Source organism: Streptomyces sp. NPDC046215 (assembly GCF_040646215.1).
GTDB classification, from domain to species: domain Bacteria; phylum Actinomycetota; class Actinomycetes; order Streptomycetales; family Streptomycetaceae; genus Streptomyces; species Streptomyces stramineus.
This window is the reverse complement of the sequence record NZ_JBEYZW010000065.1, coordinates 1-26,596: the sequence shown is the minus strand read 5'-3', so window position 1 is coordinate 26,596 and position 26,596 is coordinate 1. Positions and strand designations below refer to the sequence as shown.

Here is a 26,596-nt window from a genome sequence, read left to right as displayed (position 1 = left end):
CGCCCGATGCCACCCACCACGTCCCCCCTCCGCCTCACCCTGGCCGCCACGCTCCTGGCGGCCCTCTCGGCAGCCCCCGCGGCGGCCGCGCCCGCCCCCGTGACGCTGAACGGCAGCGGCGAGTGCACCTTCCCCGCCAAGATGATCAAGGGCACGCCCTGGTCGCTCCAGCGGGTCCTGCTCGACCGGCTCTGGCAGGACACCAAGGGCCGGGACAGCAAGGGCCGCCCGGTGCGCGTCGCCGTCATCGACACCGGCGTCGACATCAAGAACCCCCAGCTCAGGGGCGCCGTCGACGTCGAGAGCGGGGCCGATCTCCTCACCGGCACGGAGACCGCCGCCAAGGACGGGACGGCCGTGCGAGCGGCGGCCAAGGCCCCCGCCGCGACGCCCAGCCCGTCCCCCGGGGCGAAGGACCCGAAGAAGAAACCGAAGCCCGGCACGTCCCCCACCCCGTCACCCGGCACATCGGCCGGAGCGAAGGACGAGCCCAAGAAGCCGGAGAAGAGCCCGGAGAAAAGCCCGAGCCCTTCGAAGACCCCGGACAAGCCGGTGGAGAAGGAACCGGAGAAGGCCAAGCCCGATCCGACCCTGGACGTCGTCGGCCACGGCACCAAGGTCGCCGGCATCATCGCCGCCCGCCCGGCGCCGGGCAGCGGATTCGTCGGCATCGCCCCCGAATCGGTCATCATCCCCATCAAACAGAACGACGAGAAGGGCACCGGCACGTCCCGGACCCTCGCCCAGGGCATCAACCTGGCCGTCGCCGCCGGGGCACGCGTCATCAACATCTCCCAGGACACGGCGAAACCCCTGCTCCCCGACTCCGATCTCGAACTCGCCGTCAAGGACGCGCTGGCGAAGGACATCGTCGTCGTCGCCTCCGCGGGCAACGACGGCGTGGACGGCAACGTCAAGCAGACCTACCCCGCCGCGTACAAGGGCGTCCTCGCCGTGGGCGCCTCCGACCGCAACAACGAACGCGCCGTGTTCTCCCAGCCCGGCGAGTTCGTCGGCGTGGCGGCACCGGGCGTGGAGATGGTCTCCACCGTCCCCTTCGGCGGCCAGTGCGTCGACAACGGAACGAGCTTCTCCGCCCCCTACGTCGCCGGCGTCGCGGCCCTCATCCGCGCCAAGCACCCGGACTGGAAGCAGCACCAGGTCGTCGCCCAGATCGAACAGACCGCGGAACGGGCCACCAACGGCCACGACCGCTACATCGGCTGGGGCGTGGTGGACCCGGTCCGCGCCCTGACCGAGGACAGCCGGCCCGTCGACCGCGTCACCCCCGACAAGCCGGCGACCCGCAACGTCCGGCCCCCCGACGTGACCGCCCTTGCCGCCGGCGAGTCCCCGCAGGAGCGCAAGGAGCGCCTCGCAACGTACGCGCTCGGGGGCGCGGGCGTGCTGGTCGCGGTGATCACGGGAGCGACGGTGGTGGGCCGGGACCACCGGCGCCGCCGGGCGCTGCGCGGCCGGTGACGGGCATCGAACACCCGTGGAATGTAAGCGGTTGGGACATGCACCGAGAGTGGCTAGAGTGACTTTTGGTGCCCCTTGCGGGCACGAGAATGGGGGGAGAGGCTCGGCGTGGACGAACACGAGGGGCACAGTGGGCCGGGGGCGTCGGGGGACAGCCGCCTGGCGAAGGAGCCGGAGACGCTGGCGACCTTCCAGAAGCGCATCGAAGAGGTACTGACGAAGCTGGAGAAATCGGCGGCGTCATCGAAATCCATGGGCGACCAGAAAGTCCCCCAGGCTTCGTTCGGCACGGGCTTCGGCTCGGCGAAGGAACTGGCGACCTTGTACGACAAGGTCCACGAAAGGCTCCTGACGCTGTCGAAGGTATTCGGCGACCAGGTCGAGGCGATGGGTTTCGCGGCGGTGATCGCGGAGCGGGGCTACGACGGCATCGACGCGGAAGAGGCGGAGCGGCTGCGGGCGATCCAGAAGCGTACGCGGCAATACGAGCACGACCGGCCCCGCCCGGGGGGCACTCCGGCGGGCACGGACGAAAAGGGCACCGGCGGGAGCAGCGGGTACTAGGGGGTTGTAGATGAGCGACGACAAGAGCACGGGCAAGTTCGACGGCTACACCCACGACCAGCTCTACGCGATGGTGGCGAACGCCAAGCCGGAGAAGCTGACCGCGGTCGCCGATGCGCTGGAGAAGGCTTTCGACGACCTCGACAAAATCAGCAAGGACCTCAAGGTGTACGTCACCCGGGTCAAGCTGGAGGGACAGGGCGGAAAGGCGTTCCACAAGTGGGGCGAGCAGATGGTCATGCAGACCGTCAAGCTGGCCGCCTATGTCTCGTCGGCGGGCGACGCGATGAAAAAGGCGGGCGAGGGTCTCAGCAAGGCCAAGTCGAGCATGCCGGCCCCGGATTCGATGTGCTACGCGGATGTGGTCAAGGAGATGTCACGCCAGGCCAACCGCCAGGACGCGGCTGATGTGATGACGGGCCTGGACTCGTACTACAAGGTGGCGCATGAGAGCCTGGGGAAATTGGAGGAGCCGGCGTTTGGGTTGCCGCCTGGGCTCACTGGTATCGACGGCGAGGAAGAGCGACCTTACGCCTCATCAGGCTCGGGCGGAGGAGCATCAGGCGGGGGGCCGGAATCAGGCCGTGCCGCCCTGTCCGGTGCTGCCGTGCCGAGCGGGGCCGCGTCTGGTGTATCGCGGTATCGCGAGGCAGGAGATACGTCCGTGCCACGTGGAATCGATTTGAGCCCGGCCCCGGCTGCGACGCACTCCCCCGACCTTGAGGCGGGCACCCACCGGCCATCAGGAACAAACATCGATTCGGTGACGGTCGCCCCGCCGCTCGATGCCTTGGCGAGGCCGGAAACCCCGCTGCCTTCATCGGATTCTGCCCGTCCCCCCGGAGGCCCGACCATGCCACCGGGACCGATGGGGAGGGATGTCGTCCTGCCCCGTAGCCCGTCTGCGCACAAGGGCGGGCCGGGACCGGGTCGGGCAGGGCGCCCTGAAGTCGGCATGCCGATGCCCCAGCCCGGCGGTCTCCCTCCGATCGGCGCACGAGATGGGATCGTGGGTGGCATGCCGTCCCGGTCGGGCAACCCGGCCACCGGAACCGGCGCACCGCGCCTACCCCTGGGCACTGTCGTAGGCGAGGAGCGTGGCACCACGAGCCGCGGCCCCGTGGGCATGGGCGGCGCCCCGGGGGTGCCCGGCGGCGGAGCCTCTGGCGGACGGAATTTCCCCACTGGTCGTAGATTCGCCACCGAGCCGGGCGGTGCTGTCGGAATGCCGCGAGCCCCGATCGGAAAGCCGTCGGAGTTCACGCCGGGCGGTACCGGACTCGTACGAGGAGCTCAGCCAATGGGCCCATTGCCCCACCCGGCAACTGCCGCGCCCAATGACGCTCGTCGGCGTTCCGGTCACAGGGCCGACTACCTCGTGGAGGACGAGGAAACGTGGATCTCCGGGCGTCGTGACACTGTCCCGCCTGTCATCGATTGATTGCCTTCACGCCACCTTCGCGCGATCCAGAGGAGACCGCCCATCCCATGTCATGCCTAACCCGCAGGGCACTACGTCGCGTCCTGCCTCTGCTCGGTGCCGCAGCGGCTGTCCTTGGCGTCAGCATGCCGTCGGCAGTGGCGGACGACATGCGGTCGAGACAGTGGTACTTGGACGCCATGCAAGCTGACGCCATGTGGAAGGTCAGTCGGGGCGAGAATGTGACCGTCGCTGTTCTCGATACGGGTGTGGACTCCTCCGTACCCGAACTGAACGGCCGGGTGCTTCCGGGGATGGACATGTCCAGAAAGTCAGGGAGCGCCCATGACGATCAGGTCGGACATGGCACGAACATGGCCGCCCTGATCGCCGGCCGAGCAGTCGGCGACGGCATCCATGGAATCGCTCCCGAAGCGAGAATCCTCCCTGTGAAAACAACCGATGACGATCGGATGACCACCGACGACGAACTATGGGAGAAAGCCATCCGATACGCGGTGGACCATGGTGCGCGCGTCATCAACATCTCGCACGGTGGGCCAGGTGAGCTTTACCAGTCGGTCCGGACCGAGGCGGCGGTCAAATATGCTCTGAGTAAAGGCAGCTTGATTTTCGCAAGTGCGGGTAATGACGGTGGTGACGGCAACTTGCCGCACTACCCCGCGCTTATTCCCGGAGTCGTCTCGGTAGGAGCCACCGACCGATCCGGCACAGTGACCAAGTGGTCCAACAGCGCCAGCAACGTGACCTTGGCCGCCTCGGGGGACGAGATCCCGGGGCGGTGCAACAAGAGCGAGGGGTGGTGTGCCGGGCGCGGCACCAGCCAAGCCACCGCCATCACCTCCGCCGCCGCCGCCCTCATCTGGTCCAAGCACCCCGACTGGACCAACAATCAGGTCCTGCGGGTCATGATGGACACCGCCGGCAAGCCCACCACCGGCACCGTGCCCAGCAAGTACATCGGCTACGGCATCATCCGCCCCCGCAAGGTGCTCCTCGACGGCGAAGGCGACCCCGGCCCGCCTGACGTCAACCCGCTGCTCGGCGTCGCTCGTTCCGGTAAGGCCAAGCCGGACAGCCCGGCCTCGCCGGAGGCGAAAGGGGCCCCGGCCCCCGATAAGGAATCCGCGGCGGAACCCGCAACCAGTCAGGAAGGCGGCAACACCGCCCTCTGGGCCGGCGTCGGCGCGGCCGCCGCAGTGGTCATCGCCGCCGCGACAGCGGCCGTGATCGTCCAGCGGCGACGGCGCGCCGCTCCGGTCCCCACAACTTTCCCGGTGCCGCCCCCGCCTCCCTATGAACCGGGGCGCGGGCAGTAACAGCCACACATCACTCACCCACCAAGAACAGACCCCTCGGGGGGAAGGCGGAACATGTCGGAGAACGGCAAGCAGAAGGTCAGCGACCAAGCGTTCAAGACGTTCACGGACGCCATCGACCAGACCAGTTCGCACTTCTCTGCGAACCTGCGCCAGCTGGCGAACGTCATCGCCACGCTGGACGGCGGTTCGTGGAAGGGCGAGGCGCACAGCGCCTTCCGCAAGGCGCAGATGGACCTGAACGACGACCACGACCGCGTGCGCCGGATGGTCGACCGCGTCCGGGAGGCCGTCGTGCTCACGCACCGCTCCTCGGGTGCCACCGACGGGGAGATCGCCGCCAAGATGAAGGGCGTCGACGTCGGCGGCGGCTCCACCGCCCCCGCAGCCGGCCAGGGCGGCGGGCCCAGCAGCGGCATCGACAGGTACTGACCCCGACCCGGCCACCGGGCACGGGCACGGGTGGGACGCACGACGCACTCACCCGATTTTTTTAACGACACCGAACCACGACACAGAGGGTGGGGAACCATGGCAGACCAAGGCGGAGAGCTTGTCGTTCATTACGGCTCTCTCCAGGACACGGCCCGGGACATCAAGAAGGCCGCGGGCGTGATCGAGCGGGAGCTCGAGGCCATGCGGAGCGCCGTCAGCAACGTCGCGGCCGGCTGGGAGGGCGAGGCCCACACGATGATGCTGCAGGTCGACGCGGAGTTCCGCCGTCGCAGTGCCCACATCCAGGCAACGCTCAAGCAGGTCGCGGACCTGGTCCTGACGGGTAGCGAGAACTACTACGCGACCGACCGCAAGGCGTCGCAGCTCTTCGACATCAGCTACTGATAGCGCGACAACGCCGTGGGGGTGGGCAACCGGAGCACCGGCTGCCCACCCCCACGCGCATGCCCGTCCGCCTACTTCAGATCGAACTCACCATCGCGCGCGCCCAGCACGAACGCGCGCCACTCACCCTCGGTGTAGCGCAGCACGGTGTCCGGGTCCGCCGAGGACCGCATCGCCACCGCCCCACCGGGGAGGTAGGCGATCTCCACGCGCTCCTCGGTCGTGGCGTCAGGCGCGCTCAGCCATTCGACGCCGGAGATGTCGAGGGCGTACAGCTCGGCCTTCTCGTGTTCGTCCATGGGGGCAGGGGCCGCCTTTCACAGTGCGCGAACTTCGCCGAAGCGCAACGGCGTCAAGCGCGTTGACGTCCATCGCGAGCAATCCGTGAGCAGCGTACTCCGGCCCGGCGGGCCGGAGACCTGCTTCGAACAAGGTCGGGGAGGCAGAGCACGTGTGTCCGCCGACGGACGGACAGGTCACGGCAGCCGGAGGCCGTGGCAGCCGTGTGTCTTCGCGGACTGCTCGGCGAACGCCTTGAGCGCCGCGCGCTCGAATTGCGGGTCGGGGTTCTTGACGGTACGGCCCTCCTCCAGGCTGGTGTAGGGAGCTGTCAGCGAGTAATAGGCAGATTTCCCGTCGCCGCACTGGGCGGTGCCGAAGCCCCGGTGGGACCGCTCCTGGAATTCCGCGTCAGCAGCCGGGTCGGACCAGGTGGATTCGGCTCGTCCTTTCTCTGCCAAACCTCCGTAGAGCGCTGTCAGCCGATACAGCGGGTACCCCTTGGCATTGTTGAGGTAGCAGTCCTCAGCCGGTGTGGTCGGGTCGGTGGGGGCGTCCGACGCGGTCACCGCGCCGGCCTGCTCGGCTCCGCCGCCGAGCCTGACGACCGGTGCGCAGATGCCCCTCGACTTGTCGAGTGGCGCGGGGTTCCGGACCGGATCGGGCGCGACAGAGCCGACGGTCTTGCCCAGCGGGGCGTCGCAGCCGTATTTGTCGGCCAGACCGCCGGCCGTGCTCGTGACCAGGCGGGCGAAGCCGGCGCGGTCGTCAGCGCGTTGCTGGGAGTCCAGCTGCGGTTGGTTATACCCGGTGTGAACAGTCTTGAAGTTCACCAGAAGTGTCTTGTCCTTCTGGTTCCGGCAAGTGAGTTCGACGGCACCCTGGAGGGAGTCTCTGAGGAACACCAGCGAGCCATGCCAGCCGCTGCCTATCGGCACGGTGCCATACCCGCCTTCGTCGAGGAACAGATGCGCGTAGTGCCACCTGACGTCGGTGTCCCTTGTCGCCCAGCCGGCGTTGATGACGACGTTCTCACCACTGCCCCGACTCTCCAGGACACACTTGGTGATGCGGTCTTTCTCCAAGTTGGAGAAGATGTAATTGAGCTTCTCACCGGACTGAGCGTGGACCCGGTCACTTCCCAGTGCTGCCCGCACGTCATCCTTCGACAGCACACCCTCGCAGGCACCGGCCAGGGAACGCTCGTCCCGCCATTTCTCGTATCCGCCCGTGAAGTAGAAGGCGGTACCGGCGATGGCCACGAGGAAGACGAGAACCGCGGAGCCCGCGATCAGCCATCGGCGGCGCTTGTGCACAGTTCTGGTCCCCGTCTCTGCGGAATGGTCGGGCGCCGTTCGGAACGCCATCGGTTAATGGTTGCGATCCAGTGCGTTGAGGCCCTGCTCGCGAGCCAGGAAGTGCTTGTCCTTGGCGCCACCGACAAGGTTTCTCACGAACGGATCATCCGGATCGGCATGGCCGTTTCTCTTCGCCCATTCCGTGACCAGATGGTCGACCTGCAACTGGCCGGCGTAGTAGTCGCGCCGGTTGTCCTGCCCGGCTGCTTCGTTGGCATGCGCGATCTGTTCCTTCGTCCAGTCGTACATGGCGAAGTCGACTATGCGGTTGATACCGTCGGCCCCGATCTTGACCCCTTTCGGGACCTCCACCCCGCCGACCTCCGACGGGATGAAGTTGAGGGCCGCCCCGGACGTGGCGGTCACGGCGTGGCTGACGTCGCGGGCCCACTGGATGGCCTTGTCCCGCTTGTCGTACACGACATCGGCGCTCACACCGTCGTAGAAGCCGAAAGCCGATGACGCGTTCCTGATGGCCAGCTTCCGCGGTTCCTCTTCGTCGAACGGGGTCCGAGTCAGGGTGTCGGCGGTGTACTGACGCTCGGCGTTGTACATGCCCGCGAAGGCCGCCGGATCCTCGGCGACCTCCCGCATGAGACGGGCCAGGTCCGCAGGGTGCACGGCCATGCGAGTGGTCCCGTCGGCCGTCCAGACCTTGCCGATGCCCTCGCTCGGCGCCCCGTCGGTGTAGGCGCGTCTCGTCAGGGAGAGGATCTCGTGGGTGTCGCTCGTGTAGTCCGTGAGCATGTGCCCCAGCGAGGGTCGCAGGTTGGCGTGGACGTCGCCGATCTTCTTGCCCTCGTTGAAGACCTGGACGGTGTGCTGCATGACCCGTGCCTCGGCCTCCGTATGCCCACCCAGCACGTGCTTCGTCCCCGGCACGTCCCCGGTGGCCGCCGCCTCCAGTGCGGCCCCGAGACCCAGCCGGGACGCCGGGTCGTCGAAGTTCTTCACCCCGGCCGGACCTATCACGGTCAAGCCGGGCCAGTCGCGATCCTTGAGCAGGTACGTCAAGCGGCCGTTCTTGCCGTCGGCGCCGGGGTCGAGGAAAGAAGTCGCGGCATCCGGCTGCTTGCCCATGATGCCCAGCAGCCCGTCGAGCGGGTCGTGGGGGACGTCTTTGTGTCCGGAGATCTTGTTCCAGATGCCGGGACGCTTCTTCTCGGTGCTGATGATGTCGTCACCGATGTCCGAGAGGAACTGCTTCCCGTACCCCTTGCCATGTTTCATCATCTCGACGAACGACTGATACCCGTACACCGGGCTCGTGTTGCTGCCGTAGTTCTTCGCACCCGCCTCGCGCAGGCCCTTGCGCCACGTGTCGTAGAAGGGCGCCTTCGTGTCCTGAGTGGCCGTCGCAAGGGTGGCGGCGAGCCCGTCCCGCAGTGGCGCGTAGTCCTTCTTGCTGTCACCGTCTGCCAGGCCGCGCAGTTTGTCGGCGTAGCCGATGGTCTTGTCCGGGCTGAGCCCGGCGAGGAAGGTTCGGCTGAATTCCTTGCTGTGGCTGTTGTCACGCAGCAGGCTCTGCATCTCGGCCAGTTCCTCGGCGTCGAGACGGCCGGTGGAATTCAGCTTGGTCGCGAGCTCGGTCGACCTGCGCCCCTCGACGACCTCGATGTCGCCCTCGGCCTTGGCGTTGAACCCGTTCCAGATCTGGTCGTTCGGATCGGAGTCCTCGGTGGCGGCCTTGAGGGCGAGCTTGACGCCGTGGTCGGCGTCGTCGACGGCCCGCACCGCATCGGCTATGCGGCCGGTCCAGTTGGACTCCGTCCGGTGCAGGTCCGGGTCGTGCCGGGCCGCGTCGGCGAGGGCTTTGTCGGCCTTGTCGTAGTTGAAGGTCGCCGTACCCTCGGCGCCGACCTTCATACCGGCCTTTTCGGCGTCGGCGACAGCCGACTTCACCTTGCCGCGCAGCTCCACGAACTGCTCGTGGGCATCCCGCAGCAGGGAGGCGATCGCCCGAGCCTCCTTCGCCGCCGCGGAGTACTGCTCGTACGTCAGAGTGTTGGCTCTCCGGGCGAATGTGCTGGCGACACCGGCCCACTGACCGTCGACGGTGACGTTGCGCACCTGGCTGTCGTAGGTCTTCTGCACGGACTCGAAGTCTTTCGCGGCGGCGTCCCACTGAGCGGCGGCCGTGGTCAGCAGGGCGAGATCCGTGGTCATGACCTGGTGGTACGTGAGCATGCTGCGGCCGGCTCCTTCTGAGACATCCTCCGGGTGCTGACGTGCCTGTGGCTCGCGGGCCTAGAAGCCCGCCACGCGGGACGTGAAGGGCGGGCCGCCACCGGGCGGGGGCGGGAGCAGCGGCGGCGCGTACCGGCCGAACCGGCCGCCGAGACTCTGATCGGTGCCCTGGTAGAGCGCATTGGCACCGGACAGGCCGGCCTTCTCGCCGGCGAGACGGTTCTCCAGCGCCTTGACCGAGGCGCGCCAGCCCTTCAGGGCCTCGTTGATGCCCGCGCCCGTGGCCCAGTCCTTGAAGCCCTTGGCCGCGGCTTCCGAGGTGTCGTCCATGACCTTGCCGGCCTTCTGGGTGTCGGGCTGTATGTGCTGCTCCAGGGCCGCGACGGCCGCCTTCTTCTTCGCGGCGGAGGAAGCGAGCCCGGCAGCGTGGCCGCCCCCGTCCCCACCGACCGGCCCGGTGCCGTTCAGCCGGGTGCCGGACTCCGCCGCCCCGGACCGGCTCTCCCCCAAGTGCGCCGCCGACTCGGCCCGCAGCTCTTCCCACTCGTTGTCGAATGTCATGTCGTTCCGTTCCCCCCGGACGCCAAGACCCGCTCCCCGAGACCTCAGGGACAGTCATGTGTTCGAAACTAACAAGGGGGGTGGCCTGGGCGCACCCCCCTTCTTCGGATCTTTGTCGGTCCTTGGGGGCCCTACGGCCGCCCCACCCCTACGACTCCTCCGGCACCCACCCCACCTGCACCAGCGGAGTCCCCCGCTTGCGGGAGACGAAGTAGCCGCGCCCCGGCGGCATCTGGCGGGGCCGGACGCCGCCCAGGAGGTCGCCCTCGCCCGGGTCGCCGGAGAGGAGGACGCCCTGGGCGCCGAGCTCCTTCACCCGCTGCATGAAGGACTCGAACATCGAGCGGGACGCCCCCGCCGCGCTGCGGGCGATGATGAAGCGCACCCCCACGTCGCGCGCGAACGGGAGGTTCTCCGTCAGCACCGCCAGCGGGTTCCCGCTGCTCGTCGACACGAGCTCGTAGTCGTCGACGAAGACGAAGAACCGCGGGCCCGTCCACCAGCTCCGGTCGCGCAGCTGCTGCGGGGTGATGTCCGGCTGCGGAGCCCGTCGCTCCATCAGGCCGTTGAGCGCGTTCGCGTGGACGGTCAGGGCCGAGGCGATCGGCGCGTACTCCAGCAGGTGGCTGTCGGGGACGACGTCGAGCAGCGTGCGGCGGTAGTCGCCGACCACGATCTTCGCCTCCTCCGGGCCGTAGCGCTCGGTGATCTGCTTGGCGAGCAGCCGCAGCAGCGCCGTCTTGCCGGACTCGCTCTCACCGAAGACCAGGAAGAACGGATCGGTCTCGAAGTCGACGAAGACCGGTTCGAGGTTGGTCTCGTCGATGCCGAAGGCCACCCCGTGCTGCGGGTACTCGAACCCCTTGGGAAGCTCGTCGGCGCGCAGCCGGCGCGGCAGGAGACGGACGCCGGGCGCGCGCGGGCCGGTCCAGGCGTCACCGACGGCCCGGACCATGGCGGCGGTGCCGTCCGTGAGCGTCTCGGGGTCGGCGTCGGAGTCGATGCGCGGCAGCGCCGCCATGAAGTGGAGCTTCTCGGGGAGCTGGCCGCGCCCGGGGACACCGGCGGGCACGTTCGCGGCGACCTTGCGGTCGAACTCCGAGTCCATGGTGTCGCCGAGCCGCAGCTCCAGCCGGTTGAGCAGCTGGTCCTTGAGCGAGGCCCGGACCTCCATGTTGCGGGAAGCGGTCACCACGACGTGGATGCCGTAGCCCAGACCGCGGCCCGCCACATCGGTGACGACACCCTCCAGCATGTCGTATTCCTGCTTGAAGTTGCCCCACCCGTCGACGATCAGGAAGACGTCGCCCCACGGCTGGTCGGTGATCTCACCCGAGGCGCGCAGCCGCCGGAAGGTGCCCATCGAGTCGATGTTGTGCGCCCGGAAGTACTCCTCGCGGCGGGCCAGGATCCCCGCCACCTCGGCGACCGTGCGGCGCACCCGCTCGGGGTCGAGGCGGGAGGCCACCCCGCCCACGTGCGGCAGGTCCGCGATGGAGCTCATGGCGCCGCCACCGAAGTCGAGCCCGTAGAACTGCACCTCCGCCGGGGTGTGCGTGAGCGCGAAGGCCGAGACGAGCGTCCGCATCAGCGTCGACTTGCCGGACTGGGGACCACCGACGACGAGCATGTTGCCCGCCGCACCCGAGAAGTCGCGGTACAGGACGTCCCGCCGCTGCTCGAAGGGCTTGTCGACCAGACCGATGGGCACGGTGAGACGCCCGGGACGCGGGTGCTCCGGGGCGGTCAGACCGCGCCCCGGCACCACCGACAGCGCCGGCAGGAGCTCGTCGAGCGCCGCGGCCCGGTCCAGCGGCGGCAGCCACACCTGGTGCGCCGGCGGGCCCTGCCCCTCGACCCGGCGCACGATCACGTCCAGGACCGTGTCCGCCAGCGCGTCGTCCCCCCGCGGCACGGCCGGGGTCACCGGCGCCGGGGCGGTGAAAGTGACCGGGACCGGATCGGCGGTGAACAGCACCGGCCGCCGCTCGATCGGCAGCGGACCGCCGCTCCCCGGGCCACCGCCCGCGCTCGAACGGTAGACCCCCGACACGTACGCGGCCTTGAACCGCGTCATTTCGTCCGTACCGAACTTCAGGTACCCCGAACCCGGCACGGACGGCAGGTGGTACGCGTCCGGCACCCCCAGAGCCGTCCGCGACTCCGCCGCCGAGAACGTCCGCAGACCGATCCGGTACGACAGATACGTCTCCAGGCCGCGCAGCCGGCCCTCCTCCAGCCGCTGCGAGGCCAGCAGCAGGTGCACACCCAGCGAGCGGCCGATCCGGCCGATCTGGATGAACATGTCGATGAAATCGGGCTTGGCCGTCAACAGCTCGCTGAACTCGTCGATCACCAGGACGAGTGACGCCAGCGGCTCCAGCGGCGCACCCGCCGCCCGCGCCTTCTCGTAGTCGTGCATGTTGGCGTAGTTGCCCGCCGCGCGCAGCAGCTCCTGCCGTCGCTGGAGCTCACCGGTGATCGAGTCCCGCATGCGGTCGACGAGCGTCAGGTCGTCGGCGAGGTTCGTGATCACGGCCGCGACGTGCGGCAGCGACGACATGCCCGTGAACGTCGCACCGCCCTTGAAGTCCGCGAGGACGAAGTTCAGCGTCTCCGAGGTGTGCGTCACCGCGAGCCCGAGCACGAGGGTGCGCAGCAGCTCCGACTTGCCGGAGCCGGTCGCGCCCACGCACAGGCCGTGCGGACCCATACCGTCCTGCGCCGCCTCCTTCAGGTCCAGCATCACCGGCGCGCCGTCCTCGCTGACCCCGATCGGCACCCGCAGCCGCTCCGCCGCCGACCGGGGCCGCCACGTCCGCGCCACATCCACCGAACCCGCGTCCCCCAGGCCCAGCAGATCGGTGAAGTCCAGATTCGCCAGCAGCGGCTCGTCGCCGTCGTCACCGCCCATGCGCAGCGGCGCCAGCTGCCGCGCGAGCGCCTCCGCCGCCTCCATGGCCAAGGTGTCCGGCACCCCGTCGTAGACGGCGACCTGCGACACCAGCTGCAGCGAACCCGGCCGCACCACCACCGACAGCCCGCCGCGCGGCTCGCCCAGGTCGCCCGGCACCACCTCGACGATGGTCACGCCCTGCAACCCCTCGGGCGCCGCGAACACCGAGTCCGGGGGCACCGCGCCCCCGTCCAGCACGACCACCACATGCGGCTGGTCCAGCGCCGGCTGCCCGTCCCGGCTGAAGCGCGTACGCCCCTCCAGACGGGGCCGCAGCAGGTCCTCCAGCTCACCGAGGTCACTGCCGATGAGCCGCCGCGCACCCGCCCCGTCCACCGCACCGGGCACCTGCACATGCGGCAGCCACTTCGTCCACTCCCAGTACGACGCCGCGCCCCGCGCCGAGACCACCGCCACCACGAGGTCCTCCGGCGAGTGCAGCGTCACCAGCTGCGCCACCAGCGCCCGGGCCGTCCCGTGCACCGTCTCCGGATCACCCGACAAGGTCACGTGGTAGAAGGCCCGCAACGACAGCGCCACCGGCATGCCGTCCAGCGAACTGTGCGTCGCGAGGAACTGCTGCATCGCCCCGGTCGTCAGCGGCTCCAGATCGTCTATCGGAGCCGTCTCGGGCGCCACCAGCGGCGTCGCCAGCTGCTGGACGCCCAGCCCGACGCGGACCTGCCCGAAATCGGCGTCGCCCGCCCGCCGCTCCCAGATCCGCGACCCCTCGGCCACCACCGACCACAGCTGATCGGGGGAGGGGTGCAGATAGAACTGCGCGTCCCGCTGCGCCCTGGCCGTCCGCCGCACGGTGCGCCGCGTCTGCGCCAGGTACTTCAGATAGTCGCGGCGCATGTCCGCGGCCTGTCCCTGCGTGCCCTGCCGGTGCCGCACGATCATCGCGACCGTCATGCCCAGCGTCGAGCACATCATCAGCACGCCCATGATCTTCATCATCGGAGCGGCGCCCGGCATGAAGAAATAGACCATCGACGAGGCCATGCCCAGCGTGGGAAGCAACTGCATCAACAGGCCGTCCTGCTGACCGCGCGGCAACTCCGGTGGCGCCTCCAGCCGGATCTCCGCACCGGGCACCTCCGGCGGCAGGGACCTCGGTGGACGACTGACCACGATCTGGCTCACCGGATGCCTCAACCCCTCCGCACCACAAGGATGTTTCGCGCGGCACCGCCTGTCGCCCCGACGGCGACGGCCTCCCCCGCGCGGAACGGTGATCCTATCGACGTACGGCCGCCCGCCCCCGATAGGGTGGCCGCCACACGTATGCACGAACGACCGGCGCGCTGGGGCGCGAGGGGTCGGCAGCGTCGAAGCAGAGCGAACCAAGGGGCCTGACAGGTGAGTACGTCCGCTGCGACCGGCTTCAGCAGAGTGACCGTCGTCGCACCAGACAGCAGGATCGACGTCGCCCTGCCCGACGACATCGCCGTCGCCGACGTGTACCCGGAGATCCTGCGCCTCACCGGACAGACCCAGCCCCCCGGCGCCCCCACCGGCTACCACCTCGTACGCCGTGACGGCACCGTCCTCGACAGCGCCCGCAGCCTCACCGCCCAGCGCGTCGTCGACGGGGAACTGCTCTCGCTGCGCCCCTTCGCCGAATCCCTCCCGCCCGCGGTCCACGACGACGTGACCGACGCCGTCGCCTCCGCGGTCACCCGCGACCGCACCCTGTGGACCGACGAACTCCTGCGCGCCTGCGGCCTGTTCGGCGGCGCCCTGCTGCTCGGCCTCATGAGCTTCACCCTCTGGTTCGCCGACCCCCGCCACGACATGCACGGCCTGCCGGGCTTCGTCGCCGCGGCCGCCGGCGTCCTGCTGACCGCCCTCGCCGGCGTCCGCGCCCGCGTCTACGCCGACCGCGCCTCCGCCGTCGCCCTGGGGCTCGCCGCCCTGCCCCACCTGATGATCGCCGGCTCCGGCATCGTCGCCCCCGACCCGGGGGAGAGCGCCGGGCGGCTGCAGTTCCTGCTCGGCTGCACAGTCGTCCTCATCGCCTCCGCGGCCCTCGTCGCCACGGTGCCCACCGGCGACGCCCCCTTCGTCGCCACCCTCACCGCCGCGGCCACCGGCACCTTCGCCGCCTTCTTCGCGATCCTCGCCGACGCCCGCCCGGCCGACGCCGCCGCCGTCTGCGCCGCCGTCGCCATCGGCGCCATCGCCTTCCTGCCCGGCCTCTCCGCCCGCGCCGCCCGCCTCCCCATCGGCTACGCCACGCCCCGCACCCCCGCCGCCGACCCCGTGGCGCCCCGCGGCGGACCAGGCCCCGACCCCATAGACGGCGAGCGCATCGCCGCCCAGGTCCGGCGCGGCCACGAACTGCTCCTCGGCCTCGTCGGCGGCTGCGCGGCGGTCGTCGTGGGCTCCGCCGCCGTCCTCGCCTTCGCCGCCCCCGCCGCCGGCCCCTGGGCCCGGCTCCTCGCCCTGGCCGCCGGCCTCGTCATGCTGCTGCGCGCCCGGCTCTTCCGCTACACCGCGCAGGTCGCCGCCGTCCTCGGCGCCGGGCTCACCGCCCTGGCCCTGCTGGTCCTCGGCCTCGCCCTGCAGCCGCCCGCCGACGCCACCCACGGCTCCCTGGATCTCCGGGCCCTGTGGATCGTCATCGCCGTCACCCTCGGTGGCGCCCTGCTCACGGCCGTCGCGCTCATCGTCCCCAGCAAGGGCCTGTCACCCTTTTGGGGGCGCGCGTCCGACCTTTTCGAGAACGCCCTCCTCCTCGCCCTCGTCCCGCTCGCCCTCGCGGTCCTCGACCTGTACTCCGCCGCGCGGGGCCTCGCAGGCAGCTAGAGCCCGGCCGCGGCCGGGGCCGCCGACCCGGGCTGGTACTGTGTGCAGTGGCCGTTTGTGTACGCGCCTCCGGACCGCCCCGCAGGGGATCTGGGGACAGCGCCCAGCGGACCCCGCCTCCCGAGTAACGGAAGCTCCCCTGAGACACAGACCAGGGGCACTCGGCGGCTGAAAACTGAGAATTTGAGGAGTACGCGTGTCGCTCGACGCCGCTACGAAGAAGCAGATCATGACCGAGTTCGCCACCAAGGAGGGCGACACCGGCTCCCCCGAGGTCCAGGTGGCGATGCTCACCCGTCGTATCTCGGACCTGACCGAGCACCTCAAGCAGCACAAGCACGACCACCACTCCCGCCGTGGTCTGCTGCTCCTGGTCGGCCAGCGCCGCCGCCTGCTGCAGTACCTGGCCAAGAAGGACATCACGCGCTTCCGCGCCCTGGTCGAGCGCCTCGGCATCCGCCGCGGCGCCGCGGGCGCCAAGTAAGACACCGTGGAGGGAGCGGTTCCCACATCTGGGGGCCGCTCCCTTCGCGTATCTCGTGGGAAGCAGAAGCTTTGTAGTCTGGTCCCCACAGTGGCATAACGAAGAAGAGAACGAAGAAGAGTACGAGGAGGAGGCGCCGGCCTCTCCGCCGGTCCTCGGTAGTGGCCCCCGGAACAGGGATTCCGGGTGCTTCGATCGAAGACCGGCCCGCACAGAGCCACGGGCGCCCCTCCACCACCGTCCCCCGCCACACGGGCAGGGACGGATCACCGTCCCCGCCACACGGGCAGGGGACGCCGACGAGGAGATATCCCTGGTGGAGAACGAGACCCACTACGCCGAAGCCGTCATCGACAACGGCACCTTCGGCACCCGCACCATCCGCTTCGAGACGGGCCGCCTGGCCCGTCAGGCCGCAGGCTCCGCCGTGGCCTACCTGGACGACGACACCATGGTGCTGTCGGCCACCACCGCTTCCAAGAAGCCCAAGGACCAGCTCGACTTCTTCCCCCTCACGGTGGACGTCGAGGAGCGGCAGTACGCGGCCGGCAAGATCCCCGGCTCGTTCTTCCGCCGCGAGGGCCGGCCCTCCGAGGACGCGATCCTCACCTGCCGCCTGATCGACCGCCCGCTGCGCCCCTCCTTCAAGAAGGGCCTGCGCAACGAGATCCAGATCGTCGAGACGATCATGGCGCTCAACCCCGACCACCTGTACGACGTGGTCGCCATCAACGCCGCCTCCTGCTCCACGCAGCTCGCGGGCCTGCCCTTCTCCGGTCCGATCGGTGCGACCCGCGTCGCCCTGATCAAGGGCCAGTGGGTGGCGTTCCCGACCCACACCGAGCTCGAGGACGCCGTCTTCGACATGGTCGTGGCCGGCCGCGTCCTGGAGGACGGCGACGTCGCGATCATGATGGTCGAGGCCGAGGCCACCGAGAAGACCGTCCAGCTGGTCAAGGACGGCGCCGAGGCCCCGACCGAGGAGATCGTCGCCGCGGGCCTCGAGGCCGCGAAGCCGTTCATCAAGGTCCTGTGCCGCGCCCAGGCCGAGCTGGCCTCCAAGGCCGCCAAGCCGGTCGGCGACTTCCCGGTCTTCCTGGAGTACCAGGACGACGTCCTGGAGGCGCTGACCGCCGCCGTCAAGGGCGAGCTCGCCAAGGCGCTCACCATCGCCGGCAAGCAGGAGCGCGAGACCGAGCTGGACCGCGTCAAGGACGTGGCCGCCGAGAAGCTGCTCCCGAAGTTCGAGGGCCGCGAGAAGGAGATCTCCGCCGCGTACCGCTCGCTGACCAAGTCCCTGGTCCGTGAGCGCGTCATCAAGGAGAAGAAGCGCATCGACGGCCGTGGGGTGACGGACATCCGTACCCTCGCCGCCGAGGTCGAGGCCATCCCGCGCGTGCACGGCTCGGCGCTGTTCGAGCGTGGCGAGACCCAGATCCTGGGCGTCACCACCCTCAACATGCTCCGCATGGAGCAGCAGCTGGACACCCTCTCCCCGGTGACCCGCAAGCGCTACATGCACAACTACAACTTCCCGCCGTACTCCGTCGGCGAGACCGGCCGCGTCGGTTCGCCGAAGCGCCGCGAGATCGGCCACGGCGCCCTGGCCGAGCGGGCCATCGTGCCCGTGCTGCCCTCGCGCGAGGAGTTCCCCTACGCGATCCGTCAGGTGTCCGAGGCCCTCGGCTCCAACGGCTCGACGTCCATGGGCTCCGTCTGCGCCTCCACCATGTCGCTGCTGAACGCCGGTGTGCCGCTCAAGGCCCCCGTCGCCGGCATCGCCATGGGCCTGATCTCCCAGGAGATCGACGGCAAGACGCACTACGTCGCCCTCACCGACATCCTCGGTGCGGAGGACGCCTTCGGTGACATGGACTTCAAGGTCGCCGGTACGAAGGAGTTCGTCACCGCCCTGCAGCTCGACACCAAGCTCGACGGCATCCCGGCCTCGGTCCTGGCCGCCGCGCTCAAGCAGGCCCGTGACGCCCGCCTCCACATCCTCGACGTGATGATGGAAGCCATCGACACGCCGGACGAGATGTCCCCGAACGCCCCGCGGATCATCACCGTCAAGATCCCCGTGGACAAGATCGGTGAGGTCATCGGCCCCAAGGGCAAGATGATCAACCAGATCCAGGAGGACACCGGCGCCGAGATCACGATCGAGGACGACGGCACCATCTACATCGGTGCCGCCGACGGCCCGGCCGCCGAGGCCGCCCGTGCCACGATCAACGCCATCGCCAACCCGACCATGCCGGAGGTCGGCGAGCGCTACCTGGGTACGGTCGTCAAGACCACCACCTTCGGTGCCTTCGTCTCCCTCATGCCCGGCAAGGACGGTCTGCTGCACATCTCGCAGATCCGCAAGCTCGCCGGTGGCAAGCGCGTGGAGAACGTCGAGGACGTGCTCGGCGTCGGCGCCAAGGTGCAGGTCGAGATCGCCGAGATCGACCAGCGCGGCAAGCTCTCCCTCATCCCCGTGATCGAGGGCGAAGACGCCGACAAGGCCGACGAGAACAAGGACGAGACCGACAAGTGACGTCCCGTAGTACACGGAAGACGGCCCGCACCTCCACGGAGGGGCGGGCCGTCGCCCGTACCCAAACGCTTCTCAAGGGTGAGAACGGCATCGGCACGGTGCGCCGGACCACCCTCCCCGGGGGCCTGCGCATCGTCACCGAGACGCTGCCGTCGGTGCGCTCCGCCACCTTCGGCATCTGGGCGAACGTCGGCTCCCGCGACGAGACCCCCACGCTGAACGGCGCCACGCACTACCTGGAGCACCTGCTCTTCAAGGGCACCGCCAAGCGCAGCGCGCTGGACATCTCCGCCGCGATCGACGCGGTCGGCGGCGAGATGAACGCGTTCACGGCGAAGGAGTACACCTGCTACTACGCACGTGTCCTCGACACCGACCTGCCGCTGGCCATCGACGTCGTCTGCGACATGCTGACCGGCTCGCTGATCGAGGCTTCCGACGTGGACGCCGAGCGGGGAGTGATCCTCGAAGAGATCGCGATGACCGAGGACGACCCCGGTGACTGCGTGCACGACCTGTTCGCGCACACCATGCTGGGCGACACCCCCCTCGGCCGCCCGGTCCTCGGCACGGTCGACACGATCAACGCGCTCACCCGCGACCAGATCGCGCGCTTCTACAAGAAGCACTACGACCCGACCCACCTGGTCGTGGCCGCCGCGGGCAACGTCGACCACGCCAAGGTCGTCCGTCAGGTGCGGGCCGCGTTCGAGAAGGCCGGTGCTCTGGGCCGCACGGACGCCGTACCCGTCGCCCCGCGCGCCGGCGCGCGCGGCATCCGCACCGCCGGCCGGGTGGAGGTGCTGGGCCGCAAGACCGAGCAGGCGCACCTCGTCCTCGGCATGCCGGGCCTGGCCCGCACCGACGAGCGCCGCTGGGCGCTGGGCGTGCTCAACACCGCCCTGGGCGGCGGCATGAGCTCCCGGCTCTTCCAGGAGGTCCGCGAGAAGCGCGGCCTGGCCTACTCCGTCTACTCCTACACCTCGGGCTTCGCCGACTGCGGCCTCTTCGGCGTCTACGCCGGCTGCCGCCCGAGCCAGGTCCAGGACGTCCTCAAGATCTGCCGCGACGAGCTGGACCAGGTCGCGTCGGAGGGGCTCACGGACGAGGAGATCACCCGGGCCATCGGGCAGCTCTCCGGCTCCACGGTCCTGGGCCTGGAGGACACGGGCGCGCTGATGAACCGCATCGGCAAGAGCGAGCTGTGCTGGGGCGACCAGATGTCGGTCGACGACATGCTGGCCCGGATCTCGGCCGTCACCCCGGAGGAAGTCCGCTCGGTGGCCCGCGATGTACTGGGACAGCGTCCTTCGCTGTCCGTCATCGGCCCGCTGAAGGACAAGCAGGCGGCCAAGCTCGACGACGTCGTGGCCTGAGCGCGGCCGCCGGGTCCGGACAGATCCTGAAGAGAAGGAAGCACCAAGGATGAGCAAGCTGCGCGTGGCGGTCATCGGCGCCCAGGGCCGCATCGGCTCCGAGGCCGTGCGAGCCGTGGAAGCCGCCGACGACATGGAACTGGTGGCGGCCCTGGGCCGGGGCGACAGCCTGGAGACCCTGACCGAGAAGGGCGTCCAGGTCGCCGTCGAGCTGACCCACCCCGACTCGGTGATGGAGAACCTCCAGTTCTGCGTCACCCACGGCATCCACGGCGTCGTCGGCACCACCGGCTGGACCGAGGACCGTCTCGCGCGGCTGAACTCCTGGCTCGACGCCTCGCCCCGCACCGGCGTCCTCATCGCACCGAACTTCTCCATCGGCGCGGTGCTGACCATGGTCTTCGCCCAGCAGGCGGCCCGCTACTTCGAGTCCGCAGAGGTCGTCGAACTGCACCACCGCGGCAAGGCCGACGCGCCGTCCGGCACCGCCACCCGCACCGCCCAGCTCATCGCGGCGGCGCGGGAGGAGGCCGGCCTGCCCCGCCAGGAGGACCCGACCACGCACGGCCTGGCGGGCGCGCGCGGCGCGGACGTCGACGGCGTCCCGGTGCACGCGGTGCGGCTGCGCGGCCTCCTGGCCCACCAGGAGGTGCTGTTCGGCGACACCGGCGAGACGCTCACCATCCGGCACGACTCGCTGCACCACAGCTGCTTCATGCCCGGCATCCTCCTGGGCGCACGGCGGGTCGTGGACACGCCCGGCCTGACGTTCGGCCTGGAAAACTTCCTGGACCTGGGCTGAGAACCGTGCGCGCGAAGATCGTCTATTTCGCCCTGGCCGCCGTCCTGGTCGTCTACTTCGTCCTGGTCGGCAGCCGCGGCGTCATGCTCATCCAGCAGGGCACCCTCGTCACCGTCGCCTTCGGCGTGTCGGTGCTGGTCCTGCCGTTCATCGGTGCCTGGTTCCTCTACCAGACCACCAAGTTCGCCCGGGACGCCGACCGCCTGGCCAGGGAACTGGACGCCGAGGGCGGGCTGCCGGTCGACGAGCTGGTGCGGACGCCCGGCGGCCGCATCGACCGGGACTCCGCGGACGCCGTCTTCGCCCGCCGCCAGGCGGAGACGGAGGACGCCCCCGGCGACTGGCGCACGTGGTTCCGGCTGGCGGTCGCCTACCACGACGCCCGTGACACGCCGCGGGCCCGCAAGGCCATGCAGCGCGCCATCGCCCTGCACGACCGGAAGCCGGTGCGCGCCGACGCCGTGTGACGGCCGGCGGCACCGGCGCCGCGGTGGGCCGGCCGGCTCAGCCGCGGTGTTCGGCGACCCGGTCCTCGACCGCGTCCGCCGCGATGCGGAAGGCCTCGGGGCGGCCCAGGAAGTCCGCGTTGTGGTCGGTGACCAGCGCGGGCAGCGGCCCCCCGGACGCCCGGTGCACGAGCAGTGCCTGCCCCTGCACGGTCCGGGGCAGGCCCAGCCACCGTACGGGCTGCTGGACGGTGCGAACGGCCGCGACGTCCGGCCACGCGAGCGTCACCGAGGACAGCAGACGGGCCTGACGCAGCCCCCGCGTGCTCACCCAGAGGCCCGCGCGCACCAGGCGCACGGCGAGCGTGATCAGCAGCGCGGCGAGCACGAGACAGACGGCTGTGCCCGGCAGCGACCCCGCGAGACCCATGACCAGGGCCGCGAACAGGACGCCGCCCGCCGGCAGCAGCACCAGCGCGGCGCCGCCCACCCGCCAGGGGCCGGGGCGGTACGCGCGGTGCCAGCGGCTGCGGTCCTCGTACAGCGGCGTGATGGCGTCGGTGTCGTCGGTGGCGGGCGCGAGTGCGTCGACGTCGCGGTCAGCTGTCAGGAAGGGCAGGGGCACGACGATGGGGATCCTCACTCATGGGCACGCTCCGATGGCTGTGCCGGGTGAGGGTATCGATGCGGGCCGGAGCCGGTGACTCCAGGGGTGCGGGACCCGGCTCGCCGCCGGGCCCCGCGCCGTCGGTCAGCGGCCGTCCGAAGCCTCGGACTGCTGGGAGTGGTGCCTCTCCTGCGTGCCCGCCTGCAACGACGGCATTCCGAACAGCAGCGCCCCGACCAGCCCCGACGCGACCGTCAGCCCCACGAGCGTCCGGCCGGCTATCTGGGAGCGGCTGGCGCGATCTCGGGGCGGCGGCGTGACGTTGCTGCGGTAACGCTCTGCCTCGGCGACGAAGGCAAACGGCACGGGCTCTCGCCGGCGGAACATGAAGGGGCTCTCCTAGGAACCTCGAAAGTGCGCTGTCACACATAAGGACGTGCGAAAGGCGCTGGAGGTGCCCGTTTTCTGTAACTTCTGTGAAAAATCTCAACCGGCGCCCCGGGGCGCGCGCGCACCCCGCTCCGTCACGGGCCGAGTGTCAGTGGTGGCCCGTAGGCTGGGCGCCGCCCCAGCACATGCAAGTGGAAGGACCCCGCCGGTGACCGAGAGCCCCACCGAGACCGCCAAGCCCACATTCCGTGGCGATGTGACCGTCGAGCTGGTCAAGCACAGCGCTTCCGACTCCGACGTCCTGTGGGCCGCCCGCGTCTCCACCGCCGGGGAGCAGTCCCTGGAAGAGATCACGAAGGACCCGGAGCGGTCCAAGGGGCTCATCAACTACCTGATGCGCGACCGCCACGGCAGCCCCTTCGAGCACAATTCGATGACCTTCTTCATCAGCGCCCCGATCTTCGTCTTCCGCGAGTTCATGCGCCACCGCGTGGGCTGGTCCTACAACGAGGAGTCCGGCCGCTACCGCGAGCTCCAGCCGGTCTTCTACGTTCCGGACGCGGACCGCAAGCTGGTGCAGGAGGGCCGCCCCGGCAAGTACGTCTTCGTCGAGGGCACCCAGGAGCAGCACGACGTCACCAGCCGCGCCATGGAGAGCGCCTACCGGGACGCCTACGAGGCGTACCAGGAGATGCTCGCCGCCGGTGTCGCCCGCGAGGTCGCCCGCTCGGTCCTGCCGGTGGGCCTCTTCTCCTCCATGTATGCCACCTGCAACGCCCGCTCGCTGATGCACTTCCTCGGCCTGCGCACCCAGCACGAGCTGGCAACCGTCCCCTCCTTCCCGCAGCGGGAGATCGAGATGGTCGGCGAGAAGATGGAGGCGGAGTGGGCCGAGCTCATGCCGCTCACCTACGCCGCCTTCAACAAGAACGGCCGCGTCGCCCCCTAAGGGACGTCGGGAAGGACCGGCGTACGGACCAGTAGGAACGATGTCCGTATTGCGGCCTTTCATGACTTTCATCTAGGCTGAACAAACGGACCCGGCACTGCTTGAACCCCCGAGCAGGCAGTGCCGGGATCCCTTTCGCACTCCCCGAGGGAGCACCTCACGGTGAGCAACGAGTAGCGTGGCCCCCATGGCTCCGACCTCCACACCGCAGACGCCCTTCGGGCGGGTCCTTACCGCGATGGTCACGCCCTTCACGGCAGAAGGCGCACTCGACCTCGACGGCGCACAGCGGCTTGCCACCCACCTGGTGGACGCCGGCAATGACGGCCTGATCGTCAACGGCACCACCGGTGAGTCACCGACCACCAGCGATGCGGAGAAAGCCCAGCTCGTCCGAGCCGTGGTCGAAGCGGTCGGAGACCGCGCCCATGTGGTTGCCGGAGCCGGCACCAACGACACCCACCACAGCGTCGAGCTGGCCCGCGCGGCCGAGAAGGCGGGGGCCCACGGCCTCCTCGCTGTCACGCCGTACTACAGCAAGCCCCCGCAAGAGGGCCTGTTCCGCCACTTCACCGCGATCGCGGACGCCACCGGCCTGCCGGTGATGCTCTACGACATCCCCGGCCGCAGCGGCGTCCCGATCAACACCGAGACGATCGTCCGCCTGGCCGACCACCCGCGGATCGTCGCCAACAAGGACGCCAAGGGTGACCTGGGCCGCGCCAGCTGGGCCATCGCCCGCTCGGGCCTCGCCTGGTACTCCGGCGACGACATGCTGAACCTGCCGCTGTTGTCCGTCGGCGCCGTCGGCTTCGTGTCCGTCGTCGGCCATGTCGTCACCCCCGACCTGCGCGCCCTGCTCGCGGCCCACCTCGCCGGTGACGTCACCAAGGCGACCGAGATCCACCAGAAGCTGCTCCCGGTCTTCACCGGTATGTTCCGCACCCAGGGCGTCATCACCACCAAGGGCGCCCTGGCCCTGCAGGGCCTGCCCGCCGGCCCCCTGCGCCTGCCGCTCGTCGAGCTCTCCCCGGAGGAGACCGAGCAGCTGCGGCGCGACCTCGCGGCCGGCGGCGTCCGGCTGCAGCCTTGAGGCACGGCACGGACGCGCCCGGCCCACAGACTTCATAACTGAACATCCGAAAACAACTGCAAGTGCACGAATGTCACGCGCGCCATGTGCCCCAGAAGGCATGTGGCGTGCGTGGTGAGGAGAGTCTTTTGAGTCACCCGCACCCTGAACTCGGTCCTCCGCCGAAGCTCCCCGAGGGCGGCCTCCGGGTCACGCCCCTCGGTGGGCTCGGTGAGATCGGCCGCAACATGACCGTCTTCGAGTACGGCGGCCGTCTGCTGATCGTCGACTGCGGAGTGCTCTTCCCCGAGGAGGAGCAGCCCGGAATCGACCTGATCCTGCCGGACTTCACGTCCATCCGGGACCGTCTCGACGACATCGACGGCATCGTGCTCACGCACGGCCACGAGGACCACATCGGCGGTGTTCCGTACCTGCTTCGCGAGAAGCCGGACATCCCGCTGATCGGCTCCAAGCTGACCTTGGCCCTGATCGAGGCCAAGCTCCAGGAGCACCGCATCCGCCCCTACACCCTTGAGGTCGTGGAGGGGCACCGCGAGCGCATCGGTCCGTTCGACTGCGAGTTCGTCGCGGTCAACCACTCGATCCCGGACGCCCTCGCGGTCGCCATCCGCACCCCGGCCGGCATGGCCGTGCACACGGGCGACTTCAAGATGGACCAGCTCCCGCTGGACCGCCGCCTCACCGACCTGCCCGCCTTCGCGCGGCTCGGCGAGGAGGGCATCGACCTGCTGCTGTCGGACTCCACGAACGCCGAGGTTCCCGGCTTCGTACCGCCCGAGCGCGACATCTCCAACGTGCTGCGGACGGTCTTCGCCAACGCCCAGAACCGCATCATCGTGGCCAGCTTCGCCAGCCACGTGCACCGCATCCAGCAGATCCTGGACGCCGCGCACGAGTACGGCCGGCGGGTGGCCTTCGTCGGCCGCTCGATGGTCCGCAACATGGGCATCGCCCGCGACCTGGGGTACCTGCGGGTGCCGGCGGGGCTCGTCGTCGACGTCAAGACCCTCGACGACCTGCCGGCGGACGAGGTCGTGCTGGTCTGCACGGGTTCGCAGGGCGAGCCGATGGCGGCCCTGTCGCGCATGGCCAACCGCGATCACCAGATCCGGATCGTCCAGGGCGACACCGTCATCCTGGCCTCGTCCCTCATCCCGGGCAACGAGAACGCGGTCTACCGCGTGATCAACGGCCTCACCCGCTGGGGCGCCAACGTCGTCCACAAGGGCAACGCCAAGGTTCACGTCTCGGGCCACGCCTCCGCGGGCGAGCTGCTGTACTTCTACAACATCTGCAAGCCCCGCAACCTCATGCCGGTCCACGGCGAGTGGCGCCACCTGAGGGCGAACGCGGAGCTCGGCGCGCTGACCGGCGTTCCCAAGAACCACATCGTGATCGCCGAGGACGGCGTCGTGGTGGACCTGGTGAACGGTTCCGCGAAGATCGTCGGCAAGGTCCAGGCCGGATATGTGTACGTGGACGGCCTCTCGGTCGGCGATGTCACGGAGGCCCACCTCAAGGACCGCCGCATCCTCGGCGACGAGGGCATCATCTCCGTCTATGTCGTGGTCGACAGCACGACGGGCAAGATCGTCAACGGTCCGCAGATCCAGGGCCGGGGTTCCGGTATCGACGACGCCGCGTTCAACGCGGTGATCCCGAAGATCGAGGAAGCCATCGCCAAGGCCGCGGCGGACGGGGTCGCGGAGCCGCACCAGCTCCAGCAGCTGGTCCGCCGCTCCATGGGCAAGTGGGTGTCCGACCAGTACCGTCGGCGCCCGATGATCCTCCCTGTGGTCGTCGAGGTCTGACGTCGCATCAGCCGTTTGGGCGGCCGCCCCGGGTTCGATTTGCATCCGGGTGCGGCCGTCCAGTACGTTTACGGCTCCACCGCAAGGGGAACCCCCGGACGCCATGGGCGACCAGGACCGTTCCGGCCGGCGGGTGGGAATTCCGACTCAGAGAGATCTGATAAAGTCGGAAAAGCCGGAAAGCGAAAGCAAGAAGGCAGACCCCGCTCCAGCAGGGGGCCGGAAATGGAATCCGAACCGGAAACGGAACGGAAAACGGATCTGGTAAGGTTGGAAACACGAAACACCGAAGGGA

Annotated in this window: 22 protein-coding genes; 15 read left to right on the top strand and 7 right to left on the bottom strand. The window is 69.7% G+C overall.

What is annotated here, in order from left to right; translation table 11 throughout:
• Positions 1 to 6 precede the first annotated feature (6 nt).
• The 6 genes from mycP (ABZ951_RS24545) (at position 7) to ABZ951_RS24520 (ending at position 5,646) form a co-directional block, all read left to right on the top strand.
• Positions 7 to 1,482 (top strand): type VII secretion-associated serine protease mycosin, encoded by a 1,476-nt coding sequence (gene mycP, locus ABZ951_RS24545; RefSeq protein ID WP_344094459.1) that lies wholly within the window; start codon positions 7 to 9, stop codon positions 1,480 to 1,482.
• Between the two features lie 108 nt (positions 1,483 to 1,590).
• On the top strand, positions 1,591 to 2,046 hold the full coding sequence (locus ABZ951_RS24540; protein WP_344094461.1) for a hypothetical protein: 456 nt from the start codon (positions 1,591 to 1,593) through the stop codon (positions 2,044 to 2,046).
• Between the two features lie 10 nt (positions 2,047 to 2,056).
• A complete protein-coding gene (locus tag ABZ951_RS24535) occupies positions 2,057 to 3,487 on the top strand; it encodes a hypothetical protein (protein ID WP_344094462.1) in 1,431 nt (476 codons plus the stop codon).
• 194 nt (positions 3,488 to 3,681) lie between these two features.
• Positions 3,682 to 4,806 (top strand): type VII secretion-associated serine protease mycosin, encoded by a 1,125-nt coding sequence (gene mycP / locus ABZ951_RS24530; RefSeq protein WP_344094463.1) that lies wholly within the window; start codon positions 3,682 to 3,684, stop codon positions 4,804 to 4,806.
• Positions 4,807 to 4,860: 54 nt separating this feature from the next.
• Positions 4,861 to 5,238 (top strand): WXG100 family type VII secretion target, encoded by a 378-nt coding sequence (locus ABZ951_RS24525; protein ID WP_344094466.1) that lies wholly within the window; start codon positions 4,861 to 4,863, stop codon positions 5,236 to 5,238.
• A 99-nt stretch (positions 5,239 to 5,337) separates the two neighbouring features.
• The gene (locus ABZ951_RS24520; protein ID WP_344094469.1) at positions 5,338 to 5,646 is read left to right on the top strand and encodes a WXG100 family type VII secretion target; all 309 of its coding nucleotides are present in this window, start codon (positions 5,338 to 5,340) and stop codon (positions 5,644 to 5,646) included.
• 71 nt (positions 5,647 to 5,717) lie between these two features.
• Here the strand turns inward: ABZ951_RS24520 and ABZ951_RS24515 are convergent, their stop codons facing one another.
• The 5 genes from ABZ951_RS24515 to eccCa form a co-directional block, all read right to left on the bottom strand.
• Complete coding sequence (locus ABZ951_RS24515; protein WP_344094472.1) at positions 5,718 to 5,945, bottom strand: DUF397 domain-containing protein; 228 nt, start codon at positions 5,943 to 5,945, stop codon at positions 5,718 to 5,720.
• Between the two features lie 177 nt (positions 5,946 to 6,122).
• A complete protein-coding gene (locus ABZ951_RS24510; protein WP_344094476.1) occupies positions 6,123 to 7,241 on the bottom strand; it encodes a hypothetical protein in 1,119 nt (372 codons plus the stop codon).
• A 54-nt stretch (positions 7,242 to 7,295) separates the two neighbouring features.
• Complete coding sequence (locus ABZ951_RS24505; protein ID WP_344094480.1) at positions 7,296 to 9,470, bottom strand: DUF6571 family protein; 2,175 nt, start codon at positions 9,468 to 9,470, stop codon at positions 7,296 to 7,298.
• A 60-nt stretch (positions 9,471 to 9,530) separates the two neighbouring features.
• Positions 9,531 to 10,031, bottom strand: coding sequence for a hypothetical protein (locus ABZ951_RS24500; protein ID WP_344094484.1), 501 nt, complete (start codon positions 10,029 to 10,031; stop codon positions 9,531 to 9,533).
• Positions 10,032 to 10,179: 148 nt separating this feature from the next.
• Positions 10,180 to 14,133, bottom strand: coding sequence for a type VII secretion protein EccCa (eccCa, locus tag ABZ951_RS24495; protein ID WP_344094487.1), 3,954 nt, complete (start codon positions 14,131 to 14,133; stop codon positions 10,180 to 10,182).
• A 216-nt stretch (positions 14,134 to 14,349) separates the two neighbouring features.
• On the opposite strand from eccCa, the gene eccD reads away from it, so the two are divergent.
• The 6 genes from eccD (at position 14,350) to ABZ951_RS24465 (ending at position 21,469) form a co-directional block, all read left to right on the top strand.
• The gene (eccD, locus tag ABZ951_RS24490) at positions 14,350 to 15,798 is read left to right on the top strand and encodes a type VII secretion integral membrane protein EccD (protein ID WP_344094490.1); all 1,449 of its coding nucleotides are present in this window, start codon (positions 14,350 to 14,352) and stop codon (positions 15,796 to 15,798) included.
• A gap of 196 nt (positions 15,799 to 15,994) precedes the next feature.
• Positions 15,995 to 16,282 (top strand): 30S ribosomal protein S15, encoded by a 288-nt coding sequence (gene rpsO, locus ABZ951_RS24485; RefSeq protein ID WP_344094493.1) that lies wholly within the window; start codon positions 15,995 to 15,997, stop codon positions 16,280 to 16,282.
• Between the two features lie 316 nt (positions 16,283 to 16,598).
• On the top strand, positions 16,599 to 18,824 hold the full coding sequence (locus ABZ951_RS24480; RefSeq protein ID WP_344094496.1) for a polyribonucleotide nucleotidyltransferase: 2,226 nt from the start codon (positions 16,599 to 16,601) through the stop codon (positions 18,822 to 18,824).
• A complete protein-coding gene (locus ABZ951_RS24475; RefSeq protein WP_361280683.1) occupies positions 18,821 to 20,200 on the top strand; it encodes a pitrilysin family protein in 1,380 nt (459 codons plus the stop codon). The genes ABZ951_RS24480 and ABZ951_RS24475 overlap by 4 nt, the downstream gene beginning before the upstream one ends.
• 49 nt (positions 20,201 to 20,249) lie before the next feature.
• On the top strand, positions 20,250 to 21,002 hold the full coding sequence (gene dapB / locus ABZ951_RS24470) for a 4-hydroxy-tetrahydrodipicolinate reductase (RefSeq protein ID WP_344094501.1): 753 nt from the start codon (positions 20,250 to 20,252) through the stop codon (positions 21,000 to 21,002).
• 5 nt (positions 21,003 to 21,007) lie between these two features.
• On the top strand, positions 21,008 to 21,469 hold the full coding sequence (locus ABZ951_RS24465; RefSeq protein ID WP_344094503.1) for a hypothetical protein: 462 nt from the start codon (positions 21,008 to 21,010) through the stop codon (positions 21,467 to 21,469).
• A gap of 37 nt (positions 21,470 to 21,506) precedes the next feature.
• On the opposite strand, the gene ABZ951_RS24460 is transcribed toward ABZ951_RS24465, so the two are convergent.
• Positions 21,507 to 22,073 carry a hypothetical protein gene (locus ABZ951_RS24460; RefSeq protein ID WP_344094513.1) on the bottom strand — a complete coding sequence of 189 codons (567 nt, stop codon included), beginning with the start codon at positions 22,071 to 22,073 and terminating at the stop codon, positions 21,507 to 21,509.
• A 126-nt stretch (positions 22,074 to 22,199) separates the two neighbouring features.
• Entirely contained in the window at positions 22,200 to 22,442 is a 243-nt protein-coding gene (locus ABZ951_RS24455; RefSeq protein WP_344094505.1) for a hypothetical protein, read from the bottom strand.
• Positions 22,443 to 22,653: 211 nt separating this feature from the next.
• Here ABZ951_RS24455 and thyX point away from each other — a divergent pair, with 211 nt between their 5' ends.
• The 3 genes from thyX to ABZ951_RS24440 all read left to right on the top strand — a co-directional run bounded on the left by thyX (position 22,654) and on the right by ABZ951_RS24440 (position 26,301).
• Entirely contained in the window at positions 22,654 to 23,394 is a 741-nt protein-coding gene (gene thyX, locus ABZ951_RS24450; protein WP_344094507.1) for an FAD-dependent thymidylate synthase, read from the top strand.
• Positions 23,395 to 23,581: 187 nt separating this feature from the next.
• Positions 23,582 to 24,487 carry a 4-hydroxy-tetrahydrodipicolinate synthase gene (dapA, locus tag ABZ951_RS24445; protein WP_344094509.1) on the top strand — a complete coding sequence of 302 codons (906 nt, stop codon included), beginning with the start codon at positions 23,582 to 23,584 and terminating at the stop codon, positions 24,485 to 24,487.
• A 128-nt stretch (positions 24,488 to 24,615) separates the two neighbouring features.
• Positions 24,616 to 26,301, top strand: a complete 1,686-nt coding sequence (locus tag ABZ951_RS24440) for a ribonuclease J (RefSeq protein ID WP_344094511.1) — start codon at positions 24,616 to 24,618, stop codon at positions 26,299 to 26,301.
• Positions 26,302 to 26,596 lie beyond the last annotated feature (295 nt).